We start from the raw sequence: 26,313 nt of genomic DNA, 5'->3' as shown, positions 1-26,313 counted from the left end.
AATTGCACACGCCCGGTGCGCGAACGCTACGAGACGCACCATTTGAGGCTAGCGGATTTGCCAAAGAACACATGAACGCAGCTATCTCAGGCATTAATAAACGGCAGACGCGTGGCCGACAAACGACATTCAAGCGAGATATCATTCCGATTATTCATGTTGCTCACGCACGCTCGCGCCGTAAAAAGAGAAGTCATCATGCTGAACAAACGTCATCTGCCTTCGATCGCCGCATTGCAATGCTTTGAGGCAGTGACCCGGCACTTGAGCTTCACGCGCGCCGCAGAAGAGTTGAACCTGACCCAGAGCGCCGTCAGCAAACAGGTCGCGCAGCTTGAAGAACTGGTCCAGCACTTGCTGTTTCAGCGCGTGCGTCGGCGCTTGCAACTGACGCCCGCCGGCGCGCTGTATCTGGCGGAAGTGCGCAAGATCCTCACTCAGATCGAGATGTCCACGCACTTTCTGCGCTCCTATGGCGGCGAGACCGAGGTGCTGCGGGTCTCCACGCCGTCGACGTTCGGTGCCCGCTGGCTGGTGCCGCGCCTGAAAGGCTGGCGGTTGCGACACCCGCACATTCATCTGGACCTGATCAATGAACAGGAGTCCGACGACCTGCTCAAGGGCCGTTGCGACGTGTCGTTCTACTTCGGCCAGGCCGCGATACCCGGCGCCGAAAGCGTCAAGCTGTTCGGCGAAGAACTGGTGCCGGTGTGCTCGCCCGACAGCCTGCCAGCCGAGCCCTTCACGGACCCGACCCAGCTGAGCGAACTGGTGCTATTGCAGAACGCCTTTCGCCCGCAAGCCTGGCACGAGTGGTTTGAAAGCCAGGGTTACCACACCGATCACAGTTATCACGGGCCGCGCTTCGAAACCTTCTACATGTGTATTCGGGCCGCACAGGTCGGTTGCGGTGTCGCGTTGCTGCCACGCTTTCTGGTCGAGGAAGAACTGGCCGAGGGCAAGCTGGTGATTGCATGGGATTACGCATTGCCCAGCACTAACAGCGCCTACTACCTGTCCTACCCGGAACATACTGCCGACGTACCCAAAATCAGGGTTTTTCTGCAGTGGATGCTGGAACAGTTGGATCAACCGGCCCGTTAAGGGCGACAATGCCTACCCATCCGGCCGTGAGCTTTCCGTGGTGACAGACAGGAAGTCGCGGGTCCGACATTATCCGGCTGCTCTGGAGAGCCCGATTCAATGAGCGAGAGCGCCTTTTCAAATCGCATCGTGCAAAGCCTGCTCGATACCGATTTCTACAAATTGACCATGATGCAGGCGGTGCTGCACAACTACCCCAACGTCGACGTTGAATGGGAGTTCCGCTGCCGCAACGGTGAAGACCTGCGTCCCTACCTGGGCGAAATCCAGCACCAGATCGAGCTGCTGTGCGAGCTGTCCCTGAGCTCTGAACATCTGGTCTTTCTGGAACGCATCACCTTCATGAAACCGGATTTTCTGAGGTTTCTGGGCCTGTTCCGTTTCAATACCCGCTACGTAAAAACCAGCATCGAGAACGATGAACTGTGCATTCGCCTGCACGGCCCGTGGCTCCACGTCATCCTCTTTGAAGTGCCGTTGCTGGCGATCGTCAGCGAGGTGCGCAATCGGCATCGCTACCCGGACACCCTGCTCAGCCAGGCGCGGGATCGCCTGTACGACAAGTTCGAATGGCTGACCGTCAACGCCACGCCAGATGAACTGGCCGAGCTGAAAGTCGCAGACTTCGGCACGCGCAGACGGTTTTCCTACCGTGTGCAGGAAGAAGTTCTCAACGTGCTCAAGCTGGACTTTCCGGGGCAACTGGTCGGCACCAGCAACGTTCACCTGGCGCGCCAGCTTGACCTCAAGCCGCTCGGCACGATGGCCCACGAATGGATCATGGCTCACCAGCAACTGGGGCCGCGCCTGATCGACAGTCAGATCGCCGCGCTTGATTGCTGGGTTCGCGAGTACCGCGGTCTGTTGGGTATTGCGCTGACTGACTGCATCACCACCGATGCCTTCCTGAACGACTTCGATCTGTACTTCGCCAAGCTGTTCGACGGTTTACGCCATGATTCGGGCGACCCGGTGAAGTGGGCCGAAAAATGCATCTCGCACTACCAGAAACTGGGTATCGACCCGATGAGCAAGACGCTGGTGTTCTCCGATGGGCTGAACCTGCCCAAGGCACTCGATATTTTTCGGGCGTTACGCGGACGCATCAATGTCAGCTTCGGCATCGGCACCAACCTGACCGCCGACATACCCGGCATCGCCCCCATGAACATGGTGTTGAAGATGACCGCTTGCGCCGGTCAGGCGGTGGCAAAAATTTCCGATGAGCCCGGCAAGACGCAATGCAAGGACCCGAACTTTGTCGCCTACCTGCGGCATGTGTTCAAGGTGCCTGATTTGCCGAGCCCCGCAAAACCCGCTTGAAATGTCCTACTTACGAGGAGTGAATCATGCACGCCGTACAGCGCCAGATTGCTGAACAGCTCAAGGTCCAGCCACCCTTTGCGGACCAGAACGCGTTACAGGCAGAAGTCGCCCGCCGCGTCGGCTTTATCAAGGATTGCCTGCAGAACGCTCGGTTGAAAACGCTGGTGCTGGGCATCAGCGGCGGCGTCGACTCGTTGACCGCCGGCCTGCTCGCCCAGCGCGCCGTCAAGGAATTGCGCGAAAGCACCGGTGATACCCGCTACCGTTTTATCGCGGTACGCCTGCCTTACGTGGTGCAGGCCGACGAGCACGAAGCTCAGGCGTCGGTGGACTTCATCGAGCCGGACGAGCGCCATACCATCAATATCGGCTCTAGCGTCAAGGCGCTGGCCGCGGAAGTGAAGGCGTTTGACGGGCTCCCGGCCAGCTCGGTGGATTTCGTACTCGGCAACACCAAGGCGCGCATGCGTATGGTTGCGCAGTACACCGTCGCCGGGGCCTATCAAGGGCTGGTGATCGGCACTGACCACGCCGCCGAGGCGGTCATGGGCTTTTTCACCAAGTTCGGTGACGGTGCCTGCGACCTGGCACCGCTGAGCGGCCTGGTGAAAAACCAGGTACGCGCCATCGCCCGCCATTTCGGCGCGCCGGAATCACTGGTGGAAAAAGTACCGACGGCCGACCTCGAAGACCTCTCCCCCGGCAAACCGGACGAAGCTTCGCACGGCGTGACCTACGCCGAGATCGACGCCTTCCTGCACGGCGAGCCGGTACGTGAAGAAGCGTTTCGGATCATTTGCGAAACCTACGCCAAGACCCAGCACAAACGCGAATTGCCGTACGCGCCGTGAGTGGGTGGGTGCGTGCGCAACGAGAGAGCAGCAACACTATCGTGCCCATGCTCCGCGTGGGTACGCCTTTCTGGACGCTGCGCATCAGCTTCTGAATGTGCGGCGCGGCACAGATCTGTAACGCAGAGCGTCACCCAAGGCATTCCAACGCTGGAGTGAGGAACGCCAATCTCAACTATCGTGCGCGCTCCTCGCGCTGCTCAAGGGCCAGCCGTTACTTGAGGCCGTTACTTGAGGGTCACGGCGCCTTTCATCATGCTGATGTGCCCCGGGAATGTGCAGAAGAATTGGTAATCCTCCGCCGGATCAAGCTTCGATACGTCAAACGTTACCGAGTCGTTTTCACCGGCACCGATGATTTTGGTGTGGGCGATGACGCGGGTGTCGTCCGGTTTCACATAGTCTTTGTCGATGCCGACCGACATGCCGTCAGTGGTGATCGCGCTGGCGTCGGCTTTTTTGCTCAACACCCAGTTATGCCCCATGACGTTCTTCGGCAGGCTGCCGGAATGGGTCAGGTTGAGGGTGAATTCCTTGCAGCTCTTGTCGATCTGGATGGCCTTGGTGTCGTACATCATCTGATCGGTAGAATCGACTGTAGCCGAGCATTCGGCAGCCAACAACTGACCACTGGCCAACGACAACAGCGAAATCGCTACAAGCTTGCGAATCATTTGAATCTCCGGGGCAGGAATTTGATTAACGTAAAAAAACGGACGCAACAAGAGAGTGCCCGATCAGGGCGAGGGTTCCAAGGACGTGAGTCAAATGGTCCCAGGGGCGCTTGCGATAAAGCGCCCTTTTGAAGAACGATTAGCGAGGGCCAGTAATTAAGCGCTGACAGGCATGACCGTCACCCGAACGTCGGGATCATGCGAGCCCCCCCCCAGAATCACGCCGCGCAACGGCGACACGTCGGAGAAGTCACGGCCCCAGGCCAGGTTGATGTGTTCCAGCGCAGGCTGAACATTGTTGGTGGGGTCAAAATCGACCCAACCTGACGCCGGGCAGAATACCGAGACCCAGGCATGCGATGCATCAGCGCCGATCAGTCGTGGCTGGCCGGGGGGTGGCTGAGTCAGCAGGTAGCCACTCACGTAGCGCGCCGCCAAGCCACGAGAACGCAGGCACGCCAGCATCAGGTGGGCGAAGTCCTGACACACACCCCGGCGACTCTCCAGCACCTCGACCAACGGTGTAGCGACCTGAGTCGCCTCCTCATCGAAGGTAAACTCGTCGAAAATCTTCTCCATCAAGGCCTGCACGCCCAGCAACAAAGGACGCCCTGCGGGAAAGCAATCCTGGGAGAACTCGACGAACGAGCGCTTCAAGTGCACATAGGGTGATTCGAAGCGATAGCGGCAGGCTTCAAGAATGTCCTCGGTCATCGGCTTGGCGCTGTAAGTCAGCGCATTGCGAGTGACTTCCCACTCCGGCGACAGGTTGAAATCCAGCAACGGCCGCTCCAGCACCTCGATACGTAGCCGGGCGTTGACCTGCAACTCGTCGTGCGGGCGCTCGAACGCCAGTCGGGTCAGCGGGTTGCCGAACACATCCAGCTCATCACGCCGCGTGGTGGGCGCCGGGAAAATCTCCAGTGCCTGCTCGGTACAACGCTGCCAGGGACTGCTGCGCGGCCACAGGTGCGCCAGCTGCTGAGCCAGCGACACCGGGGTGTCGTACTTGTAATGCGTGTCGTGAAAAATCTGGTAGAAGGCGCTCATCAGACAGATACCGTGCGTTGGCTGACGTCATCGACGTGGGCAAAATGGCGCAGCGCCATACGATCTGACGCCTGCCCGCTGCTGTCGCCGATGCTGTGCAGCAGATCAGCCAGGCCGTCGAGCACCGCGTCGATGCTGCTCTGACCAAACAGCGGGTTTTCCAGACTGCCCAGATCGAATGCGGCCAGACGCTGAGCCAGCACCGCCAGGCTGTTATCGCGGGGCGCATCGAACTCGTCGTTCAGACGGCGCAGCGAGCGTTGCACCAGCTTGAGCTGGAACAACACCGCATGCGGGTTTTGCTCATCAAGCAACAGCAGGTCCAGCACCGGAATCAGGTGCGGCACGGCCATGTAACGCGAGCGATAGGTGATGCTGCTGTTGCCCAGCTCCAGCAGCCATTCCAGCCCGGCCTGCTCAGACGCCACCGAGCCGCGCAGAAACGCCGCCAGGCTGGTGCTGAGAAACTTCAGACGCTCGATACGCCGTCCGATCATCAAAAAGCTCCAGCCTTCGTCGCGGGTCATGTCGTCCAGCGCAAAACCGGACAGTGCCGCCAGCGACATCACCAGACGGTTGAGAAAATCCAGCAATTGGCCAAAATCCGGCTCTTCGGTTTCCAGGCTTAACGCTTCACGCTGCAATTCGACCAGCGCCTGCCAGTTTTCCCTTGAGAGCTTGCCACGCACTTGCGAGGCGGCCCACTGCAGACGCTGCAAGTTGGCGCGCAGGCTGAACGGCCACTCGTCACCCAACAGGGCCACGAGCAGGCGATCCTTCAACTCCTCGTCTTCCTCGGCTTCGGGCAGCATGCCCAGGCTTTCCGCCAGTGCCACGGCTGCCTGCAACGCCAGCGGATCGTCATCATCGACATAGCGCGTCAGCATGATGCGCAGCAGACGGGCACTGTCGTCGCAGCGCTCGCAATAGCGCCCGAACCAGAACAGGTTCTCCACCACGCGTGATGGCAGGTAAGGGTCTCGGCGGATCAGGTCGTAGACACCCAGCGCGCGCTGGCCTTTCCAGGGCTCGCCCAAATGCGAGCGCTCGCCCAGCACCCAGGTGTCTTTGCTCGCCCCACCGCGCTGCATCGACACCACGTCGGCATCGGCTTCAGCGGCAACGCGGGTCAAGCCGCCGGGCAACACGCGATAGCCATCAAGGCTGGCCACCGCATAAACGCGCATGCCAATGGCACGGGGTTGCAAGCCGGTGCCATCGGCTTGCAGTACCGGCGCGTGAGACAACTGCGCCAGCTCTTGGGCGACATAGGCGTAGGGCCGCGACTGCATGCGCTGAGCCAGTGCGTTGCGCTGTTCTTCGTTCAGGTCGCGGCCGAACACCGGGGCGAAATGCTGCGAGGGAAATGCCGGCTTGATCAGCAGATCAGGCAGTTTCTCCAGCGCTTGCGCCAGCACGGTCGGTTCTCCGCACCACCAGGTCGCAACGGACGGCAGGATCAGCTCTTCGCCGAACAGGTACTGGCTGATTTTCGGTAAAAAGCCCAGCAGGCCAGGCGATTCGAGAACACCGCTGCCCAAGGCGTTGGCGACCAGCACGTTGCCCTGGCGCACGGCTTCCAGCAGCCCCGGCACGCCCAGCGCAGAATCGGTACGCAGTTCAAGAGGATCGCAGAAGTCATCGTCCAGACGGCGCATGATCGCGTGAACCCGGCGCAGGCCGCTGAGAGTTTTCAGGTAGACAGTGGCATCACGCACGGTCAGATCGCCGCCTTCGACCAGCGGATAACCCAACTGCCGAGCGAGGTACAGATGCTCGAAATAACTCTCGTTGAAACGTCCCGGCGTCAACAACACCACCAGAGGCGCTTCGCTGCTGGTCGGCGCCTGACGGGCCAGGGTCTGCTGCAGGGTGTCGAAAAAGCCCGACAGATGCCGCACTTGCAGGTCGCGGTAGGTTTCCGGCAAGGCGCGCGCGACGCTCTGGCGATTTTCCAGCGCATAACCGGCACCCGAGGGTGCCTGAGTGCGGTCGGCAGTCACCCACCAACGCCCGTCCGGCGTGCGCGCCAGGTCCACGGCGTACATATGCAGGAAGGTGCCCTCAGGCGGTTTGACGCCCTGGCACGGCCACAGGAAATTGTTGTGACCAAATACCAGCTCGGCAGGCAGCAAGCCATTGGCGATCAGCGTCTGCGGGCCGTAAAGGTCGGCGAGCACGGCGTTGAGCAGTCGTGCACGCTGGGCAATCCCTGCCGCCACATGCTGCCACTCATCCGCCGCAATAATGTGCGGCAACAGGTCCAGTTCCCATGGGCGATCAGCGCCCTTGGGGTCGGCATAAACGTTGTAGGTGACGCCGTTTTCCTGAATCTGGCGGGTCAGCAAGTCCTGGCGCTGAATCAGTTGCGCCGATGTGCTGCGCCGCAGGTGTTCGTACAGGCGACGCCAGTGCGGGCGAACAGCGCCGTCGGCATCGAGCATTTCGTGGTAAGTACCCTCGGACAGCGGGTATTGGTCAAGCAGGTCGGGCATGGAAGGCTCGGCAGGCAACGTAAGGACTTCAGAGTAGTGCAGTCAGATGTCACGTCCGTGTGCATCTGACGCACAGAGCCACTGTTTTTAATGCAGACGCATATCCAGCGTCATCGGCAGCTCGTCATTAATGTTGAGCGACGGGACGGTCAGTTTGCCGGGCGTGTGACCGATGCGGAAGAAACGTGACAGGCGACGGCTTTCCGCTTCGTTGGCGTTGACCGGCAAGGTTTCGTAGTTACGACCGCCCGGGTGGGCGACATGATACTCGCAGCCGCCCAGCGAGCGGTGCATCCAGGTGTCGAGCAGATCAAATACCAGCGGTGCATGCACACCGATGGTCGGTTGCAGGCAGTTGGCCGGTTGCCAGGCACGATAACGTACGCCGGCGACAAACTCGCCGACCCGACCGGTGGCTTGCAGCGGCACCGGGATGCCATTGCAGGTCAGCAAATAACGCTGCGGCGGCAGCCCGGTCAGATGCACCTGCAGGCGTTCCAGCGACGAATCGACATAGCGCACCGCGCCACCGGCCGAGCCTTCTTCACCCAGCACGTGCCAAGGCTCCAGCGCCTGACGCAGTTCCAGTTCGATACCATTGACGGCGTAATCGCCCACTTTGGGGAAGCGGAACTCCAGATGCGCGGCAAACCAGTCGGCCTGCACCGGATAACCCGCCGAGTTGAGGTCGGCGACCACGTCGGCGAAATCCTGCTCGATGAAGTGCGGGAGCATGAAGCGGTCGTGCAACTGTGTGCCCCAACGCGCCAGTTTGGCCGGTGCGTAGGGTTCACGCCAAAAACGTGCGACCAGCGCCCGCAGCAGCAATTGCTGGGCAAGGCTCATGCGTGCGTGGGGCGGCATCTCGAAGGCGCGCAGCTCCAGCAAGCCCAGACGCCCGGTCGCGCCATCCGGCGAATACAGTTTGTCGATGCAGAATTCGGCTCGATGGGTGTTGCCCGTGACGTCGATCAACAGGTTGCGCAGCAGACGGTCGATGACCCACGGCGCGACTTCTTCGCCGGGCGAAGGCATTTGCGCGAAGGCGATTTCCATCTCGTAGAGCGAGTCGTTGCGCGCCTCATCGACGCGCGGTGCCTGAGAGGTCGGGCCGATGAACAGGCCGGAAAACAGGTAAGACAGCGAGGGATGGTTGTGCCAGTAGCTGAGCAGGCTGCGCAGCAGGTCCGGGCGGCGCAGAAACGGTGAGTCCGCAGGCGTCGCCCCGCCGAGCACGAAGTGGTTGCCGCCACCGGTGCCGGTGTGACGGCCGTCGATCATGAACTTCTCGGTAGTCAGGCGCGTTTGGCGGGCCTGTTCGTAAAGAAACTCGGTGCGCTCGACCAGTTCGTCCCAGCTGGCGGACGGCTGCACGTTGACTTCAATGACGCCAGGATCCGGCGTGATGCGGAAGTTGCACAGGCGTGGATCGCTCGGCGGCTCGTAGCCTTCCAGCAGGATCGGGCATTGCAGCTCTTCGGCGGTCGCTTCGATCACGGCTACCAGCTCAAGGTATTCCTCAAGCTTTTGCAGCGGCGGCATGAACAGGTACAGACGCCCATCACGCGCCTCGGCACACAGCGCGGTGCGGGTCAGCCAGTCGGCGGACTCATCCAGCCCGGGCTCGCGCTCGGCGTCGGCATTCTCGGCCTTGAGCTGCGAGGTCAGCAAGTCGCTGTCGGCCAGCTCGGGGAAGTCCTGGTTATGGTCAGTCGGATGAATGAACGGGTACTCCGCCGCCTTGACCCAAGGCTGCGACGCCAGTGGCAATCGGTAGCCCAGCGCAGAATCGCCAGGCACCAGACGGCAGTGCTCATCGCGCAGATACCAGCGGCCGCTCTGCCAATTTTCACCTTTTGCGCTACGGGCCAGCGGCAGGACCTGACCAATCATCTTGTCCAGACCTTGCGCGAAGACCTTGCGCAGGCGCGCCCGCTCCAGTTCGTCGCCGAGCCGTGAATCTTCGGCGGTCACGTTCACCGGCAGCGCACCTTCGCGCCACAGGTAGTAAAAGTTGTCTTCGTAGGCCGGAAAGACGAAACGCTCCGGCAGCTTGAGGCGCTCGGCTACGCTGGCGAGAAAACGCCCGGCCAGCTCGCCGGTCGCGCCATAGTCCTGCGTTTCATCCGCGATCAGCGCGTTGTTGTGCCAGACCGGCTTGCCGTCCTTGCGCCAGAAGCAGTTCAGCGACCAGCGCGGCAGTTGCTCGCCCGGATACCACTTGCCCTGACCAAAATGCACGATGCCCAGCGGCGCGTAATGCGCGCGCATACGCTGAAACAGCTCGGCAGACAGCTCGCGCTTGCGAGGGCCCAGTGCGGCGGTGTTCCACTCGGCGCCGTCGCGATCATCGATGGAGACGAACGTCGGCTCGCCGCCCATGGTCAGGCGCACGTCGTCGCGCAGCAGATCAGCGTCGATCTGCCGACCGAGGGCCTGGATGTCCTGCCATTGTTCTTCGGTGTAGGGCTTGGTGACGCGTGGCGCCTCCCAGATGCGCTCGACCGACATTTCGTGGCTGAATTCGGTCTCGCACGGCTCGACCAGCCCGCTGATCGGCGCGGCGGAGGACGGCTCCGGGCTGCACGCCAGCGGAATGTGCCCCTCGCCTGCGAACAGCCCGGACGTGGCGTCCAGCCCGACCCAGCCCGCGCCCGGCAGATACACCTCGCACCAGGCGTGCAGGTCGGTGAAATCGACGTCGGTACCGGACGGCCCGTCCAGCGCCTCGACATCCGCCTTGAGCTGAATCAGGTAGCCCGACACAAACCGTGCAGCCATGCCCAGATGACGCAGCAGTTGCACCAGCAGCCAAGCTGAATCGCGGCAGGAGCCCGAGGCGTTTTCCAGGGTGAATTCCGGGGTCTGTACACCCGGCTCCATGCGGATCAGGTAATCGACATCCTGGCTCAGGCGTTGGTTGAGACCAACCAGAAAGTCGATGGCCGGAATCGGCACACGGCTGATGCTGTCCAGATAGGCCTTGAATCTTGGCGTCAGCGGCAGCTTTTCCAGGTACGGCGCAAGCTCGCGCTGCTCTTCGCTGGCGTACGTGAAGGGGATGTTCTCGGCGTAGGGTTCCAGAAAGAAGTCGAACGGGTTGAACACCGCCATCTCGGCGACCAGATCAACCTCGACACGGAATTCGTTGGTCTTTTCCGGAAAGACCAGACGCGCCAGGTAATTGCCCTGAGGGTCCTGCTGCCAGTTGATGAAGTGGTTTTCAGGCAGGACTTTCAGTGAATACGACAGCACGCGGGTGCGGCTGTGGGCGGCCGGGCGCAGACGAACGATCTGAGGACCCAGTTCGACCGCGCGTTCGTAGCGGTAATGCGTGACATGGTGCAAGGCAATATGAATCGACACGGCGTGCCTCCTGCGAGCCTGAACGGTAATTGAGCCGCGCAAGACTTATGCCATCCGGTCAAAGTCATGCGCCAACGAGAGTGACATTGCCCGCCCAGCCAGGCAAAGCACCAAAATCGTGCCAGCCGGAGCCGACGGTGCAAGGGTCGCACAGTAATAAGGCAGACAGTGTGGCAGAGGGATTGAACGGGGGGTGAAGAATTGTGAGCGGTGTTTATATGCATCCGGCGCGTTGCAGGTGTGTGATGCGGAGCGTCATACATGGCATTCCCACTGGAGCGTGAGGAACGATAATCCCAACTATCGTGCGACGCTCCGCGTCGCATGCCGTTCTGGACGCTGCGCGTCCTATCCTGAATGCGCAGCGCGGCACAGATTTGTGACGCAAAGCGTCACCCAAGGCATTCCGACGCTGGAGCGTGCGCAACGATAATCTCAACTATCGTGCGACGCTCTGCGTCTGCCCAGATACCCCGCGTTAGCGCGGCACTACCGGCTTGCGCTTCGGCGGTTTGGGGCCTTTGCCCTTGGCCGCGTCCATGCGCTCTTTGGCGGCCTGCTTGTTGCGCGCCATTGCGGCAGCCTTGGCTTCTTCGCGTTTGTCCCACGGCTTGCTGCCATCGCTGCCACGCGGCGGCAGGCCGGTGTGCTGGGTCTGGATCAGCGTGGTTTTCGGGTCCTTGCCCACCTTGTGGCTGCCAGCCGGTGTCGAGTTCTTGCGACGGGCACTCTGGTAGGTGTCGGTCGCTGGCTGATGCAGCGGGATCAACTGGTCCTTGCCCGGCCCGATCAGGTCGGCACGGCCCATGCGCTCCAGTGCTGCACGCAGCATCGGCCAGCCCTTGGGGTCGTGATAACGCAGGAAGGCCTTGTGCAGGCGACGCTGCTCTTCGCTCTTCACAATCGTGACGGCGTCACTCTTGTAAGTGACCTTGCGCAGGGGGTTCTTGCCCGAGTGGTACATGGCCGTGGCAGTCGCCATTGGCGAGGGGTAGAACGCCTGCACCTGATCCGCGCGGAAACCGTTGCCCTTGAGCCACAGCGCGAGGTTCATCATGTCTTCATCGGTCGTGCCTGGGTGGGCGGCGATGAAGTAAGGAATCAGGTACTGCTCCTTGCCTGCTTCCTTGGTGTACTTTTCGAACATGCGCTTGAACTTGTCATAGCTGCCAATGCCCGGCTTCATCATCTGATTGAGCGGACCCTCCTCGGTGTGTTCCGGGGCGATCTTCAGGTAACCACCGACGTGGTGGGTGACCAGCTCCTTGACGTATTCCGGCGACTCGACCGCCAGGTCATAGCGCAGGCCGGAAGCGATGAGGATTTTCTTCACGCCAGGCAAGGCGCGGGCACTGCGATACAGCTGAATCAGCGACGAGTGGTCGGTGTTCAGGTTCGGGCAGATGCCAGGGAATACGCAGGACGGCTTGCGGCAGGCCGACTCGATTTCCGGGCTTTTGCAGGCGATGCGATACATGTTCGCAGTCGGCCCGCCCAGGTCGGAAATGACGCCGGTAAAGCCTGGCACCTTGTCGCGGATCTCTTCGATTTCGCGAATGATCGACTCTTCCGAACGGTTCTGGATGATCCGGCCTTCGTGCTCGGTGATCGAGCAGAACGTGCAGCCGCCGAAGCAGCCACGCATGATGTTCACCGAGAAACGGATCATGTCGTAGGCGGGAATCTTTTCCTTGCCGTACGCAGGGTGTGGAACGCGCGCGTAAGGCATGCCGAACACGTAGTCCATTTCGTCGGTGGTCATCGGAATCGGCGGCGGGTTGAACCAGACGTCGACTTCACCGTGCTTCTGCACCAGCGCACGGGCGTTGCCCGGGTTGGTTTCCAGGTGCAACACGCGGTTGGCGTGGGCATACAGCACGGCGTCGTTGCGAACCTTTTCCACCGATGGCAGACGGATGACCGTTTTGTCACGGGTCATGCGCGGGCTGGCAAGAATCTGCACCACCTTGGCTTCGTTGGGGTCCTCGACGTTGCCTTTTTCCTGCTCGATGGCGCAGGCCTGGGTGTCCTGGGTGTTGACGTACGGGTTGATGATCTTGTCGACCTTGCCCGGACGGTCGATACGTGTCGAGTCGACTTCGTACCAGCCTTGCGGCGTGTCGCGACGGATGAACGCGGTGCCACGCACATCGGTGATGTCTTCGATCTTGTGGCCATACGACAGACGCTGGGCGACTTCGACAATAGCCCGCTCGGCGTTGCCGTAGAGCAGGATGTCGGCGCAGGCGTCGATCAGGATCGAGTTGCGAACCTTGTCCTGCCAGTAGTCATAGTGCGCAATGCGGCGCAGCGAGGCTTCGATGCCGCCGAGCACGATAGGCACGTGCTTGTAGGCTTCCTTGCAGCGCTGGCTGTAGACCAGACTCGCGCGGTCCGGACGCTTGCCGGCCATGCCGCCGGGCGTGTAGGCGTCGTCGGAACGGATTTTCTTGTCGGCGGTGTAGCGGTTGATCATCGAGTCCATGTTGCCGGCAGCGACACCGAAAAACAGGTTCGGCTCGCCGAGCTTCATGAAGTCGTCTTTGGACTGCCAGTTGGGCTGCGCGATGATCCCGACCCGAAAGCCCTGGGATTCAAGCAGACGGCCGATGATCGCCATGCCGAAAGACGGGTGATCCACATACGCATCACCAGTGACAATGATGATGTCGCAGGAATCCCAGCCAAGCAGATCCATTTCTTCCCGGCTCATGGGCAGGAAAGGTGCAGGCCCGAAACATTCGGCCCAGTACTTGGGATAGTCAAATAACGGCTTGGCTGATTGCATGTTCAGGACCTACGTTTGCACGTTGGAAAAATCGCGGGCGCGGAATATAGCACATTTTTTGATCAAGTCCGACGGCAATGGTCGGATTTGAGTGCTCGGATTTGGGTGGTCGGCTTTGATTGCCTCGAACCCGGATCAATCGTCGTCGAAGTTGTAACTGCCCGGCGCCAGGTTCTCGAAGCGTGTGTATTTGCCGATGAACGCCAGGCGCGTGGTGCCGATGGGGCCGTTACGCTGCTTGCCGATGATAATCTCGGCAATTCCCTTGTGCTCGGTTTCCGGGTGATACACCTCGTCCCGGTAAACGAACATGATGACGTCGGCATCCTGCTCGATCGCTCCGGATTCCCGGAGGTCGGAGTTGATCGGGCGTTTGTTCGGGCGCTGCTCCAGCGAGCGGTTGAGCTGCGAGAGGGCAATGACCGGGCAGTTGAATTCCTTGGCCAGTGCTTTCAACGAGCGGGAAATCTCGGAAATCTCGTTGGTACGGTTGTCGCCACTGGAACCGGGAATCTGCATCAACTGCAGGTAGTCGATCATGATCATGCCGATTTCGCCGTGTTCGCGGACGATACGGCGTGTGCGCGCGCGCATTTCCGACGGGCTGATGCCAGCGGTGTCGTCGATGAACAGCTTGCGGTCATTGAGCAAATTGACCGCAGAGGTCAGACGCGGCCAGTCATCGTCGTCCAGGCGACCGGCGCGCACCTTGGTCTGGTCGATACGCCCCAGCGACGACAACATACGCATGATCAGCGATTCGCCTGGCATCTCCAGCGAGTAGACCAGCACCACCTTGTCGCTGCGTAACACAGCGTTTTCAACCAGGTTCATCGCGAAGGTAGTTTTACCCATCGACGGACGACCGGCGACGATGATCAGGTCAGCCGGCTGCAGGCCGCTGGTTTTTTCATCAAGGTCGGTGTAGCCGGTGGACAGGCCGGTGATGGCGTTGTCGCTGTTGAACAGGGTGTCGATACGGTCGATGGCTTTGGTCAGCAGGTCATTGACGCTGACCGGGCCGCCGGTCTTGGGCCGTGCTTCGGCGATCTGGAAGATCTGCCGTTCGGCTTCGTCAAGAATCTCTTCGGCGGTGCGCCCTTCCGGGTTGAACGCGCTATCGGCAATTTCGGTGCTGATGCCGATCAGCTGTCGCAACGTTGCCCGCGCACGGACGATCTGCGCATAGGCCTTGATGTTGGCCACGGAAGGCGTGTTTTTCGCCAGCTCACTGAGGTAGCCCAGGCCACCGACTTGAGAGGTCTGCCCTTCCTTGTCCAGTTGCTCGGCCAGCGTGACCACATCGATCGGGCTGTTCTGATCCGCCAGCTTGGCGATGGCGCGGAAAATCAGGCGGTGGTCATGCCGATAGAAATCCCCGTCAGAGACTTGATCGAGCACCCGCTCCCAGGCGTTGTTGTCCAGCATCAGACCACCGAGCACAGCCTGTTCAGCCTCGATGGAGTGTGGCGGCACCTTCAGGGCAGCGGTTTGCAGATCGTATTGCTCGGGGGCGGATATATCGTTCATGGCCACTTTAATTCGGGGTTTGCAGAATGGGGATGGCACAAAGACAAAGGGCACGACCTGTGAACAGGATCGTGCCCGATGTTAATCCTCTGACGGCAATGCCGCCAGACGATTCAGTACTGCTTAAGCAGCCACTACGACAACGCGTACGGTCGCTTCTACGTCGCTGTGCAGGTGCACGGCTACGTCGAATTCGCCAACGTTGCGGATAGTGCCGTTCGGCAGACGAACTTCGCTTTTTGCAACTTCAACGCCAGAGGCGGTCAGTGCATCAGCGATGTCGTGGGTGCCGATCGAACCGAACAGCTTGCCTTCGTCACCAGCGGTGGCAGTGATAGTCACTTCCAGCTCAGCCAGTTGGGCAGCGCGAGTTTCGGCAGATGCTTTCTTGTCTGCAGCCAGTTTTTCCAGCTCGGCACGACGCTCTTCAAACGCAGCCACGTTGGCAGCGGTTGCAGCGGTTGCTTTGCCGTAAGGCAGCAGGTAGTTACGACCGTAACCGGCCTTAACATTTACTTTGTCGCCCAGGTTGCCCAGGTTGGCGACTTTTTCCAGAAGGATCAGTTGCATGTGGAAATCCTCTTAACTTTTAACCTTCACCGTTCGCAGGACCATTGCCGGAATCTTTCGGACTCCGGCGACCGCGAAAATCAATCAGGCTGTCGACAATGGCAATTACCACGAGCAACGGATAGATCAGTTGCATGAACACCAGCAGCGTGATGTACATCCCCACCAGCCAAAACCGGGCAAGACGCTTTTCAGCGACCAGTCCGTGAATCAGGGCCAGCCCGGCAAACACCAGCGGCACACTGCACAGCGGTGTCAGCATAGCTATCTGCGGACCGAAATTCGGACCCACCAACATGCACGCCAACAGCGCCAACGCAGGCACCAGTGGAAGCTTCACGGCGCGAAATTCACGCCCGAAACCGCCCGGGTTGTACAACATCGCTTGCCAGTACCGCCCGATAATCAGGCACAGCACACTGACGATTTGCAGCACAGCCGCTATCAGGCCATTCAGGACGGGGGCAATCAGTGCTCCCAGACGCGCTCGCTCTTCTACGTTCAATTGCTCGTAGAGCCCGGCCAGCATTGTCGGCAGATGTTTCTGCAACTCCTGCGACATTGCTTCCAGAGGTTCGCGAAAAACCGTGCCCAGAATTACTGCATACACCACACCCAACGCCACGCTGACCAGCAGCACGCGGACCCAGGACTCGCTGGCACGCAAAACCATTGCCAAACTCAGCGAACCCGCCAGCACCATGGCTGTACGAGGCTCACCGAAATACCACCAGACCAAAGCCGGCAGCAGAGCCCAGGACAGGACACCAACGGCATCACTGAACCCGCGTCGCAGAAGCACAAGGCACCCTGCGGCAGCACTCAACCAGAACAACAGCGGCAATGCCGCACATCCAGCCACTACGAGAGTGGCCTGCATACGGCCGCGCATGATGAATTCAGCCAGGGCACGCATGCTTTCTATCCTTTGTTACGTTTTGTCGACTACCTGGTCTCAGCGGCCGTGGCTGTCGGTGTAGGCCAGCAGGGCCAGGAAGCGGGCACGCTTGATAGCGGTGGCCAGCTGACGCTGATAACGTGCTTTAGTACCAGTGATGCGGCTTGGAACGATTTTGCCGGTCTCGGATACATAGGCTTTCAGAGTGTTGAGATCTTTGTAATCGATCTCTTTGACGTCTTCAGCGGTGAAGCGGCAGAATTTACGACGACGGAAGAAACGTGCCATGTAATTGGCTCCTCAAAAGGTCCGTGGATTACTCGTCAGCGTTATCGCTAACGTCGCTGTTGTCGCCGTCATCGCCATCGGCGCTGTCGGAGTGCTCAGGACGGTCACGACGCTCACGGCGCTCACTGCGGTTCTCTTCAGCCTTGAGCATCTCGGACTGGCCAGTTACGGCTTCGTCGCGACGGATGACCAGGTTACGGATCACAGCATCGTTGTAACGGAAGTTGTCTTCCAGCTCGGCCAGGGCCTTGCCAGTGCACTCAACGTTCAGCATCACGTAGTGAGCCTTGTGAACATTGTTGATTGCATAGGCCAGTTGACGACGGCCCCAATCTTCCAGACGGTGGATTTTGCCGCCGTCTTCTTCGATCAGCTTGGTGTAACGCTCTACCATGCCGCCGACTTGCTCGCTTTGATCCGGGTGGACCAAAAAGATAATTTCGTAATGACGCATGAATGCTCCTTACGGGTTGTAGCCTGCCGCTCAAATAGCGGTCAGACAAGGAGTGAATGACACTGTTGGTCTTGCTCAGGGACAGGCACATTCGCGCCTGCCGTGACAGCAAGGGGCGCAAGTGTAGAGAAGGCAGCTGCAAGCTGCAAGTGAAAAGCTGCAAGCAAAAGCAAGCAGCTTGAGGCTTTCCACTTGTAGCTTGTAGCTAAACCGCTTAGGGCTTCCGCTTCGCGGAGCGCTGACGCAGCGCTTCAAACAGGCACACACCGGTCGCGACCGACACGTTGAGGCTGCTGACGCTGCCCGCCATCGGCAGGCGCACAAGGTAGTCGCAGTGCTCGCGGGTCAGGCGACGCATGCCTTTGCCTTCAGCACCCATAATGATGATCGTCGGGCCGGTCAGGTCCTGCTGATACAACTCGACCTCGGCCTCGCCTGCTGTACCGACAACCCACAAGCCGCGCTGCTGAAGTTTTTCCAGCGTGCGGGCCAGGTTGGTCACGGCCACCAGAGGAATCACTTCCGCAGCGCCGCAGGCGACTTTTCGCACAGCAGGCGTCAAGGTTGCAGACTTGTCCTTGGGCACGATAACAGCCAGCGCACCGGCCGCATCGGCGGTACGCAGGCAAGCGCCCAGGTTATGCGGATCAGTCACGCCATCAAGCACCAGCAGCAACGGCGGGCCCTCGCTGCGATCAAGCAGCTCATCGAGCATTGCCTCACCCCAGACCTGGCTCGGGCTGACGTCGGCGACCACGCCCTGATGCACGCCTTCAACCCAGGCGTCCATTTCGCGACGCTCGGCCTGACCGATAGTCACGCGATTTTCGCTCGCCAGTGCGACCAGCGTTTGAACACGAGGGTCATTACGACCCTCTGCCAGCCAGATGTGCTTGACGCGCTTGGGGTGATGACGAAGCAAAGCTTCTACGGCGTGCACGCCGTAGATTTTTTCCAGCTGACTCATGACTTGGCCTTGGGTTTACGAGCGCCACTGCTTTTTGCAGCTGGCGCCGAGCCCGCTTTTGGCGGGCCTTTACGGTGTTTACTGGCCGGCTTGCTCGACGAAGGAGCAGAACCCGACCTGTCAGACTTTCCCGACGACGCCTTGCTACCACCCTTCGCGTCAGCCAGAAGCGCTTTTTTCAGTTCGCGGCTTTTACGCACTTCTGCGTTTTTCGCCGCCGCATCGCTTGGGCGATACGCTTCGGAACTGCTCTCCTTGGCAGACGTTGTACGGCGACCGGACTTGGCAGGTGCCTTTTCCTTTTCAGCCGGCGCTGCAGCAGCAGGTGGCGCAGTGTTGCGACCCTGACGCTTGCGACCGACCGGGGTTGCTGCCGCTGCCGTCTCGGAAATTTCGAAATCGATCTTGCGCTCATCCAGATCGACACGCATGACCCGCACTTCAACAGTATCGCCCAGGCGGAAGTTGCGCCCGGTACGCTCGCCGGCAAGGCGGTGATGCAGCGGATCGAAATGGTAGTAATCACCCGGCAGAGCCGTGACGTGGACCAGACCTTCGACATAGATGTCGGTCAGCTCGACGAACAGACCAAAGCCGGTCACCGCCGTGATCACGCCCGGGAACGACTCGCCCACGCGATCCTTCATGTACTCGCACTTGAGCCAGTTGACCACATCACGCGTGGCTTCATCGGCACGGCGCTCGCTCATCGAGCATTGTTCGCCCAACTGGTCGAGCAGCGCGTCGTCGTACGGGTAGATGCGCGCCTTCGGAATCGTGGCAGCGCCAGCACGGCGGACGTGCGGGGTGTCCTGCTTGGAGCGGATAACGCTGCGGATCGCACGGTGCGTCAGCAGGTCCGGATAACGACGGATCGGCGAAGTGAAGTGCGTGTACGCCTCGTAATTCAGACCGAAGTGGCCGTTGTTGTCCGAGCTGTAGACAGCCTGGCTCAACGAACGCAGCATCACGGTCTGGATCAGGTGGTAGTCAGGTCGATCGCGAACGGTTTCAAGCAGCGCCTGATAATCCTTCGGCGTAGGACCGTCCTTGCCTTTGTGCAGGCTCAGACCCAGCTCACCCAGAAACGCGCGCAGTTTTTCAAGACGCTCCGGCGGCGGACCATCGTGAACGCGGTACAGCGCAGGAATTTCGTGCTTTTTCAAGAACTGCGCAGTGGCCACGTTGGCAGCCAGCATGCACTCTTCGATCAGCTTGTGAGCATCGTTGCGGGTGGTCGGACGGATTTCGGCAATCTTGCGCTCGGAACCGAAGATGATCCGGGTTTCCTGAGTTTCGAAATCGATCGCGCCACGCACATGCCGCGCACCCAGCAACACCTTGTACATCGCGTAAAGCTGCTTGAGGTGCGGAACCACGTCGCCGTATTCGCCGCGCAGGCTTTTCGCCTCGGCGGTTTTCGGCTGCTCCAGAATCGTGCTGACCTTGTTGTAGGTCAGACGGGCATGGGAGTGAATGATGCCTTCGTAAAAGACGTAGTCGGTCATCTCGCCGGTCTTGGAGATGGTCATCTCGCAGACCATGGCCAGACGATCGACATGCGGGTTCAGCGAGCACAGGCCGTTGGACAACTGCTCAGGCAGCATCGGCACGACGCGCTCGGGGAAGTACACCGAGTTGCCACGAACCTGGGATTCTGCATCCAGCGCGGAACCGATCTTCACGTAGCTCGATACGTCGGCAATCGCCACGTAAAGCTTCCAGCCACCGGAGAACAAGCGCAGCTTGCCCGGCTTGGCTTCGCAATAAACCGCATCGTCGAAGTCGCGAGCGTCTTCGCCGTCGATAGTGACGAAAGGCAGGTGGCGCAGGTCTACGCGGTTTTCCTTGTCCTTCTCTTCAACTTCCGGCTTGAGCTTGGCGGCTTCCTTGAGGACGGCTTCTGGCCATACGTGCGGGATATCGTAAGTGCGCAGTGCGACATCGATCTCCATGCCCGGCGCCATGTAGTTGCCGACCACTTCGACCACATCACCTTGTGGCTGGAAGCGCGGGGTTGGCCAGTGAGTGATTTTCACCTCGACGAACTGGCCAATCTTGGCGCTGCTGTTGCGACCCGGCGTGACCAGCACTTCCTGCTGGATTTTCGGGTTGTCGGGCACAACAAAACCAATGCCGCTTTCTTCGAAATAGCGACCCACGATGGTCTCATGAGCCCGCGAGATCACTTCGACGATCACGCCTTCGCGACGACCACGGCGGTCAAGACCGGAAACACGCGCCAAGGCCCGATCACCGTCGAACACCAGACGCATTTGTGCAGGGCTCATGAACAGGTCGTCGGAGCCGTCATCGGGGACCAGAAAACCAAAACCGTCACGATGGCCGGAGATACGGCCGAGGATCAGGTCCAGTTTGTCCACCGGTGCGTAAGTGCCGCGACGGGTGTAGATCAATTGGGCGTCGCGTTCCATCGCACGAAGGCGACGGCGCAGGGCCTCGAATTGATCTTCAGTGGTCAGGCCGAATTCTTCGACCAGTTGCTCGCGACTTGCCGGCGAACCGCGCTCGGCAAGGTGCTGCAAGATCAGCTCGCGGCTGGGAATAGGGTTTTCGTATTTTTCCGCTTCACGAGCGGCCTCGGGATCGAGGGACTGCCAATCGGCCATTAGATAGTTTTCACCTTGTATATATAGGGGTTAGTTTGGCATAGACCTCATGAAACGGGAAATTTCACGCTCAAACCAGCCGACAAAAAGCCTGCCTGACCACGCTGTAACACCCGAAACACGCCGCTCGCGATTTTTTTCGACTTTTTTTCACTGCCGGGGTTTACAGTCTAAAAAGCGCTCCGTATAGTGCGCGCCATCGGCAGGCTGATGCCTTCCGATACTGCCCAGATGGTGAAATTGGTAGACACGCCAGCTTCAGGTGCTGGTGACCGCAAGGTCGTGGAAGTTCGAGTCTTCTTCTGGGCACCAATTCAGGCAACAGACTACAACAGTCTCAAGCCTCACAAAAACCCGCGAAAGCGGGTTTTTGCATTCCAGGGTTTTGATTATTAAATCAAAACAGGGGTTTACAGAGTAAAACGATCGCCGTATAGTGCGCCCCATCAACGGCGGAGACGCTGCTGATGCTGCCCAGATGGTGAAATTGGTAGACACGCCAGCTTCAGGTGCTGGTGACCGCAAGGTCGTGGAAGTTCGAGTCTTCTTCTGGGCACCAATTCAAAAAAACCGAGCCAATGGCTCGGTTTTTTGTTTTCTGTACTCGGCAAAAATCATCTTTGTGCACCCAGCGCTACAGCGGCAGCGCCGGATCCCGTACATTCAAGCCCGAAACTGCCCCAGGCTCGCCTTCAACTGCGCAGCCAGCCCGTTGAGCACTTTCCCGCTGGCGGTTGTTTCGACCACAGCCTTGGCGGCCTTCTCGGCCTGAGCGTGAATCACCTCTACCCGACCGCGCACCGCCTGGGCACCTTCAGCCTGATGAACGGCAGCCTGAGTCGCCAGACCAATGGCCGCATGCACCTGCTCGACGGACGCCTGTACGGTCTGCTGGCGCTTGGCGCTGTCGCGTAATACCTCCAGCCCTTCCTTGGCCTGTCGGCCAGCGATGCCGATGGCGGCCACCGCTTCTTTTGCTCCTCGCTGCAAGGCGATGATGTGCTCCTGAATATCACCCGTCGAACTCTGCGTCTTGCTGGCCAGCGCCCGCACCTCATCGGCCACCACGGCAAAGCCCCTGCCCGTCTCGCCAGCCCGTGCGGCCTCGATGGCTGCGTTGAGCGCAAGCAGGTTGGTTTGCTCGGCAATGCCGTGGATGACTTCCAGCACAACCTCGATCTGCTGGCTTTGCTGCGCCAGACGCTCAATGACCTGTGCACCGGTCTCGACCTGCCCGGCCAACGCTTCGATCAACCCGCCGACCTGACTGGACGTGCGGGTGTTTTCGTCGGTCGCCTGCTTGATGTCGATAACCTGACGCAAAGCCGCCTGCATCGCGTGGCTTTCCGACTGCGCCTCGTCGGCCATTTGCCCGAGCGCCTTCAAGCTGGCAGCCACTTCGTCGCGCTGCAACTCGGCGGCGGCATCAGCCCCGGCGTTGCGCTGACTCATGACACCGATTTCCACACCCGTGCGCTGCGCCACTTCACCGGCCTCGCGCACAATAGGTTGCAGCTTGTCGATGAAGCGGTTGACCGCTGCCGACATGTCGCCGATCTCGTCATTGCTGTCCAGCTTGACGCGTTTGGTCAGGTCACCCTCACCCGCCGCCAGGTCATTGAGTGCAGCGATCAGCAGGTGCAGCTTGCTGACCACTCGACGCCCCAGCACCACAGCCAGCAACAACAGCACACCAAGACCCACCAGCGCCAGGCCCATGCCGATCCGCCAACGCAGCGTTTCGGCCGCTTCTTGAACCGCAACACGTGTATTGCCGGTCATTGCCACCCCCGCTGCCTGAGCAGATTGCAGGCGCGTGCGCAAGGCAGTCGAGCTGTCTTTGGACGCACTGGCAAGGCTGTCGGAAACCAGTTGCTCGCCGCTGGTAATGAGTGTGGCGAAACGCTTGTCCAGCGCCGCCAGGTTCTCCTCGACGGTCGCGGTGGACACGCCCATGCGCACCTTGCCGATCTCCACGCCGTTGGGGCTGATAGAGGCCTCGACGTAATACACCGAAGGATCGTTTTTCGCAGCGCTCAGAACCTTGTCCATCGCCCGCTCGCCTTCACCCTTGGCCAGCAGCGCCCTGACCAGCGGGTTATCCCGGTTCATGTAGCGGGTGAGGTGCTCGCCCGCCGCGTCGTCATAAACCACGAACAACACGTTGGGATTGCGCTGGGCGCGGCGGGCAAATTCGGAAAGGGTTGGCGTGTCGTTATCCCACATGGCTCGCGGGGCGACGGCGGCAAGCAATTCGGCCATGTCGGTGGCGGATTCTCTCAGGTCTTTTTCAAGCGTGGCACGCAGTTGCGCCTGCTCTTCTTTCAGGCGCGTCGACAGCCCGACACTCAGGCGCTGGCGGGTACTGGCAGACAGGGCGTCGAGGCTCGACGTCACTTCGCTACTCGCCAGCTCAAGCTCCGAGGACAGGTGTTGCGAATCTACCCCCAGGCGATTGGCAAGATCCGCCTCAAGCGCCGTGACCGTGCTCCGGGTAAGAGCAACCGCCACGATGACCTGCACCAAAAGGGCAATGCCCAGCGCAATAAAGACCGGGCGCAGCAAACGACTTTGCAAGAGAGACAAGACTGCAGACACAGGAGAATCCTTCCACCCACAGCGCCACTAAAATGATGGCACTTTTCTGTCATCTTTGTAGCAAGCGCCGTGCCGTGACACAAGTCTCACTTTTTTGCCGGATTGAATCCACCCGACGCTGAACGCAAAAAGGGCCGCAAATGCGGCCCTCTTTGTGGTGCTCGGCGATGGATCAGCCGAACGGGTGACGCAGTACGATGGTTTCGTTGCGGTCAGGACCGGTCGAAATGATATCGATAGGCGCACCGACCAGCTCTTCGACGCGCTTGATGTAGGCGCGTGCAGCAGCTGGCAGCTCTTCAAGGGTCTTGGCACCCAGCGTGGACTCGCTCCAGCCCGGCATTTCTTCGTAGACCGGACGCAGGCCGAGGTAGCTGTCAGCGTCGGTAGGCGCGTCGATAACCGCGCCTTCTTCGTTCTCGTAGCCGATGCAGATGTTGATGGTTTCCAGACCGTCGAGCACGTCCAGCTTGGTCAGGCACAGACCCGAAATGCTGTTGATTTCGATAGCGCGACGCAGGATGACAGCATCGAACCAGCCGCAACGACGGGCGCGACCGGTGGTAGCACCGAACTCGTGACCGCGCTTGGCCAGGAAAGCACCGACATCGTCAAACAGTTCGGTCGGGAACGGGCCCGAGCCAACACGTGTGGTGTAAGCCTTGGTGATGCCCAGAATGTAATCCAGGTACATCGGACCAAAACCGGAACCTGTGGCGATGCCGCCTGCAGTGGTGTTGGAGCTGGTGACGTACGGATAAGTACCGTGGTCGATGTCCAGCAGCGAACCCTGGGCACCTTCGAACATGATGTCTTTGCCGTCGCGACGCATTTCATGCAGCGCAGCGGTGACGTCAAGCATCAGCGGCTTGAGCATGTCAGCGTATTCCATGCACTCGTCGAGTGTCTTCTGGAAGTCGATGGCAGGCTCTTTGTAGTAATTGACCAGCACAAAGTTGTGGTAGTCGAGCAGCTCGCCCAGCTTGGCAGCGAAGCGTTCGCGATGGAACAGGTCGCCGATGCGAAGACCGCGACGTGCAACCTTGTCTTCGTAAGCGGGGCCGATGCCGCGACCGGTGGTGCCGATCTTGAACTCGCCACGGGCCTTTTCACGCGCCTGATCCAGCGCAACGTGATACGACAGGATCAGCGGGCAGGACGGGCTGATGCGCAGGCGCTCGCGCACCGGAATGCCTTTCTCTTCCAGCTTGATGATTTCGCGCAGGAGCGCGTCGGGAGCAACCACCACACCGTTACCGATCAGGCACTGCACGCCTTCGCGCAGTACACCGGACGGAATCAGGTGCAATACGGTTTTCTCACCGTCGATCACCAGGGTGTGGCCCGCATTGTGGCCACCCTGATAGCGAACTACGGCGGTAGCATGTTCGGTCAGCAGATCAACGATCTTGCCTTTGCCCTCATCACCCCATTGAGTGCCCAGGACTACGACATTCTTACCCATAACACTTGTCCTCATTCACGCAAACTTGGTGCCGGCGGCGGCCGGCAGGAATACTCAAGAAGCCAGCGGCATTACCTGCCAGTGCTCGCCATGCTGAATCAATTGCCGGTCACAGTCGGCTTCACGCGCCGCACTCACCTGCTGCCCAGGCAAGGCCTGAACCACACGCTGACCTTCGCTGCGCAACTGGCAAACCTGCTGCCAGAGTGCCGCATCCGTGCTGTCCGGCATCCAGATGCCACCGGACGGTAATACGATTTCTGCCTGCCCCAGGGTGACCAGGGTTTTCAGGTCAGTGGAAAAGCCGGTCGCCGGGCGGGCACGACCGAAATCGGCACCGATGTCATCGTAACGACCGCCCTGGGCAATCGACTGCCCCACACCCGGCACGAACACGGCGAATACCACACCGGTATGGTAGTGGTAGCCACGCAGCTCGCCGAGATCGAAATACAACGGCAGTTGCGGGAAGCGCGCCGCCAGACGATCGGCGATGGCCAGCAGGTCATCCAGCGCTGCCAGCACCGGCGCAGGTGCGCCAGCCAGACGGTCACGGGCCGCATCCAGCACCTCGCGACCACCGCACAGATCAACCAGTGCACGCAGCATCGAAGCCAGCTCTGGCGGCAGATTGGCCGTCAGGGCAACCACTTCGTCGATGGCCTTGCGTTGCAATGCATCGAACAACTGCTGCTCGACTTCGCCCGACAGGCCGGCGGCACGCGCCAGACCACGGTAGATGCCGACATGCCCGAGGTCCATGTGCACATCTGGCACATCGGCCAGTTGCAGCATGGCCAGCATCAGACTGATGACCTCGACATCACTGCTCGGGCTTGCGTCGCCGTACAACTCGGCACCCAGCTGAATCGGGCTGCGCGACGAAGACAGCGCGCGCGGCTGAGCGTGCAGTACGCTGCCCGCATAGCACAGACGACTCGGGCCTTCACGTTTAAGCGTGTGGGCATCGATGCGTGCAACCTGTGGCGTGATGTCGGCGCGAAAGCCCATCTGCCGGCCCGATTGCGGATCGATAACCTTGAAGGTGCGCAGATCCAGATCCGAACCCGCCCCTGTCAGCAAGGACTCCAGATACTCGATATGCGGGGTGACGACAAACTCATAGCCCCAGCTCTGAAACAGATCCAACACCTGACGACGCGCTACTTCAATGCGCGCCGCTTCCGGTGGCAGTACTTCTTCGATGCCATCTGGTAGCAGCCAGCGGTCAACCGTTGCCATTACGCCATTCCCCTGTG

At 60.2% G+C, this 26,313-nt stretch carries 18 protein-coding genes and 2 tRNA genes; 5 read left to right on the top strand and 15 right to left on the bottom strand.

Translation table 11 applies throughout. The annotated features are described in order from the left end of the window. Positions 1–198 precede the first annotated feature (198 nt). The 3 genes from QRN38_RS02100 to nadE all read left to right on the top strand — a co-directional run bounded on the left by QRN38_RS02100 (position 199) and on the right by nadE (position 3,281). Positions 199–1,104 carry a LysR substrate-binding domain-containing protein gene (locus QRN38_RS02100; protein WP_005620804.1) on the top strand — a complete coding sequence of 302 codons (906 nt, stop codon included), beginning with the start codon at positions 199–201 and terminating at the stop codon, positions 1,102–1,104. A gap of 99 nt (positions 1,105–1,203) precedes the next feature. Further along, a complete protein-coding gene (gene pncB, locus QRN38_RS02095) occupies positions 1,204–2,427 on the top strand; it encodes a nicotinate phosphoribosyltransferase (RefSeq protein ID WP_057417879.1) in 1,224 nt (407 codons plus the stop codon). Positions 2,428–2,453: 26 nt separating this feature from the next. Continuing rightward, a complete protein-coding gene (gene nadE, locus QRN38_RS02090; RefSeq protein ID WP_005620808.1) occupies positions 2,454–3,281 on the top strand; it encodes an NAD(+) synthase in 828 nt (275 codons plus the stop codon). 227 nt (positions 3,282–3,508) lie between these two features. On the opposite strand, the gene azu is transcribed toward nadE, so the two are convergent. The 12 genes from azu to rnr all read right to left on the bottom strand — a co-directional run bounded on the left by azu (position 3,509) and on the right by rnr (position 20,991). Continuing rightward, entirely contained in the window at positions 3,509–3,955 is a 447-nt protein-coding gene (gene azu / locus QRN38_RS02085) for an azurin (protein WP_005763045.1), read from the bottom strand. 156 nt (positions 3,956–4,111) lie between these two features. Further along, entirely contained in the window at positions 4,112–5,005 is an 894-nt protein-coding gene (locus tag QRN38_RS02080) for a transglutaminase family protein (RefSeq protein ID WP_057417880.1), read from the bottom strand. Continuing rightward, complete coding sequence (locus QRN38_RS02075; RefSeq protein ID WP_057417881.1) at positions 5,005–7,500, bottom strand: circularly permuted type 2 ATP-grasp protein; 2,496 nt, start codon at positions 7,498–7,500, stop codon at positions 5,005–5,007. The genes QRN38_RS02080 and QRN38_RS02075 overlap by 1 nt, the downstream gene beginning before the upstream one ends. An 87-nt stretch (positions 7,501–7,587) precedes the next feature. Beyond that, positions 7,588–10,866, bottom strand: a complete 3,279-nt coding sequence (locus tag QRN38_RS02070) for a transglutaminase family protein (RefSeq protein ID WP_057417882.1) — start codon at positions 10,864–10,866, stop codon at positions 7,588–7,590. Between the two features lie 478 nt (positions 10,867–11,344). Then, positions 11,345–13,654: a YgiQ family radical SAM protein gene (locus tag QRN38_RS02065; protein ID WP_019331674.1), complete on the bottom strand. Its 2,310-nt coding sequence runs from the start codon at positions 13,652–13,654 to the stop codon at positions 11,345–11,347. A gap of 135 nt (positions 13,655–13,789) precedes the next feature. Next, positions 13,790–15,184 carry a replicative DNA helicase gene (dnaB, locus tag QRN38_RS02060; RefSeq protein WP_003380723.1) on the bottom strand — a complete coding sequence of 465 codons (1,395 nt, stop codon included), beginning with the start codon at positions 15,182–15,184 and terminating at the stop codon, positions 13,790–13,792. 123 nt (positions 15,185–15,307) lie between these two features. Then, positions 15,308–15,754, bottom strand: coding sequence for a 50S ribosomal protein L9 (rplI, locus tag QRN38_RS02055; RefSeq protein WP_003317208.1), 447 nt, complete (start codon positions 15,752–15,754; stop codon positions 15,308–15,310). A 19-nt stretch (positions 15,755–15,773) separates the two neighbouring features. Further along, positions 15,774–16,670 (bottom strand): YybS family protein, encoded by an 897-nt coding sequence (locus tag QRN38_RS02050; protein ID WP_005620823.1) that lies wholly within the window; start codon positions 16,668–16,670, stop codon positions 15,774–15,776. Between the two features lie 39 nt (positions 16,671–16,709). Continuing rightward, positions 16,710–16,940 (bottom strand): 30S ribosomal protein S18, encoded by a 231-nt coding sequence (rpsR, locus tag QRN38_RS02045; RefSeq protein WP_002551829.1) that lies wholly within the window; start codon positions 16,938–16,940, stop codon positions 16,710–16,712. 28 nt (positions 16,941–16,968) lie between these two features. Next, entirely contained in the window at positions 16,969–17,394 is a 426-nt protein-coding gene (gene rpsF, locus QRN38_RS02040; protein ID WP_002551828.1) for a 30S ribosomal protein S6, read from the bottom strand. Positions 17,395–17,608: 214 nt separating this feature from the next. Beyond that, positions 17,609–18,361 carry a 23S rRNA (guanosine(2251)-2'-O)-methyltransferase RlmB gene (rlmB, locus tag QRN38_RS02035; RefSeq protein WP_005620859.1) on the bottom strand — a complete coding sequence of 251 codons (753 nt, stop codon included), beginning with the start codon at positions 18,359–18,361 and terminating at the stop codon, positions 17,609–17,611. Continuing rightward, positions 18,358–20,991: a ribonuclease R gene (gene rnr / locus QRN38_RS02030; protein ID WP_007244615.1), complete on the bottom strand. Its 2,634-nt coding sequence runs from the start codon at positions 20,989–20,991 to the stop codon at positions 18,358–18,360. The genes rlmB and rnr overlap by 4 nt, the downstream gene beginning before the upstream one ends. 225 nt (positions 20,992–21,216) lie before the next feature. On the opposite strand from rnr, the gene QRN38_RS02025 reads away from it, so the two are divergent. Together QRN38_RS02025 and QRN38_RS02020 are read left to right on the top strand one after the other, a co-directional pair. After that, positions 21,217–21,303: transfer RNA gene (locus QRN38_RS02025), tRNA-Leu, on the top strand. Between the two features lie 160 nt (positions 21,304–21,463). Then, positions 21,464–21,550: transfer RNA gene (locus QRN38_RS02020), tRNA-Leu, on the top strand. 104 nt (positions 21,551–21,654) lie between these two features. Here QRN38_RS02020 and QRN38_RS02015 read toward each other — a convergent pair. The 3 genes from QRN38_RS02015 to QRN38_RS02005 form a co-directional block, all read right to left on the bottom strand. Beyond that, complete coding sequence (locus QRN38_RS02015) at positions 21,655–23,589, bottom strand: methyl-accepting chemotaxis protein (RefSeq protein WP_057416739.1); 1,935 nt, start codon at positions 23,587–23,589, stop codon at positions 21,655–21,657. Between the two features lie 172 nt (positions 23,590–23,761). Then, positions 23,762–25,054 (bottom strand): adenylosuccinate synthase, encoded by a 1,293-nt coding sequence (locus QRN38_RS02010; RefSeq protein WP_003422343.1) that lies wholly within the window; start codon positions 25,052–25,054, stop codon positions 23,762–23,764. Positions 25,055–25,108: 54 nt separating this feature from the next. Continuing rightward, the gene (locus tag QRN38_RS02005; protein WP_007244614.1) at positions 25,109–26,296 is read right to left on the bottom strand and encodes an ATP phosphoribosyltransferase regulatory subunit; all 1,188 of its coding nucleotides are present in this window, start codon (positions 26,294–26,296) and stop codon (positions 25,109–25,111) included. Positions 26,297–26,313 lie beyond the last annotated feature (17 nt).

Origin of the sequence: Pseudomonas sp. CFBP2511, assembly GCF_030209255.1 — a bacterium.
GTDB classification, from domain to species: Bacteria; Pseudomonadota; Gammaproteobacteria; order Pseudomonadales; family Pseudomonadaceae; genus Aquipseudomonas; species Aquipseudomonas avellanae.
Note: the sequence above shows the minus strand (reverse complement) of the source record. Positions and strands in the feature narration are given on the sequence as shown.

Bases quoted from the DNA above. Each gene is read 5' to 3' on its own strand.
- QRN38_RS02100 (WP_005620804.1), top strand. From the start codon at position 199: ATGCTGAACAAACGTCATCTGCCTTCGATCGCCGCATTGCAATGCTTT.
- pncB (WP_057417879.1), top strand. From the start codon at position 1,204: ATGAGCGAGAGCGCCTTTTCAAATCGCATCGTGCAAAGCCTGCTCGAT.
- nadE (WP_005620808.1), top strand. From the start codon at position 2,454: ATGCACGCCGTACAGCGCCAGATTGCTGAACAGCTCAAGGTCCAGCCA.
- azu (WP_005763045.1), bottom strand. From the start codon at position 3,955: ATGATTCGCAAGCTTGTAGCGATTTCGCTGTTGTCGTTGGCCAGTGGT.
- QRN38_RS02080 (WP_057417880.1), bottom strand. From the start codon at position 5,005: ATGAGCGCCTTCTACCAGATTTTTCACGACACGCATTACAAGTACGAC.
- QRN38_RS02075 (WP_057417881.1), bottom strand. From the start codon at position 7,500: ATGCCCGACCTGCTTGACCAATACCCGCTGTCCGAGGGTACTTACCAC.
- QRN38_RS02065 (WP_019331674.1), bottom strand. From the start codon at position 13,654: ATGCAATCAGCCAAGCCGTTATTTGACTATCCCAAGTACTGGGCCGAA.
- dnaB (WP_003380723.1), bottom strand. From the start codon at position 15,184: ATGAACGATATATCCGCCCCCGAGCAATACGATCTGCAAACCGCTGCC.
- rplI (WP_003317208.1), bottom strand. From the start codon at position 15,754: ATGCAACTGATCCTTCTGGAAAAAGTCGCCAACCTGGGCAACCTGGGC.
- QRN38_RS02050 (WP_005620823.1), bottom strand. From the start codon at position 16,670: ATGCGTGCCCTGGCTGAATTCATCATGCGCGGCCGTATGCAGGCCACT.
- rpsR (WP_002551829.1), bottom strand. From the start codon at position 16,940: ATGGCACGTTTCTTCCGTCGTCGTAAATTCTGCCGCTTCACCGCTGAA.
- rpsF (WP_002551828.1), bottom strand. From the start codon at position 17,394: ATGCGTCATTACGAAATTATCTTTTTGGTCCACCCGGATCAAAGCGAG.
- rlmB (WP_005620859.1), bottom strand. From the start codon at position 18,361: ATGAGTCAGCTGGAAAAAATCTACGGCGTGCACGCCGTAGAAGCTTTG.
- rnr (WP_007244615.1), bottom strand. From the start codon at position 20,991: ATGGCCGATTGGCAGTCCCTCGATCCCGAGGCCGCTCGTGAAGCGGAA.
- QRN38_RS02010 (WP_003422343.1), bottom strand. From the start codon at position 25,054: ATGGGTAAGAATGTCGTAGTCCTGGGCACTCAATGGGGTGATGAGGGC.
- QRN38_RS02005 (WP_007244614.1), bottom strand. From the start codon at position 26,296: ATGGCAACGGTTGACCGCTGGCTGCTACCAGATGGCATCGAAGAAGTA.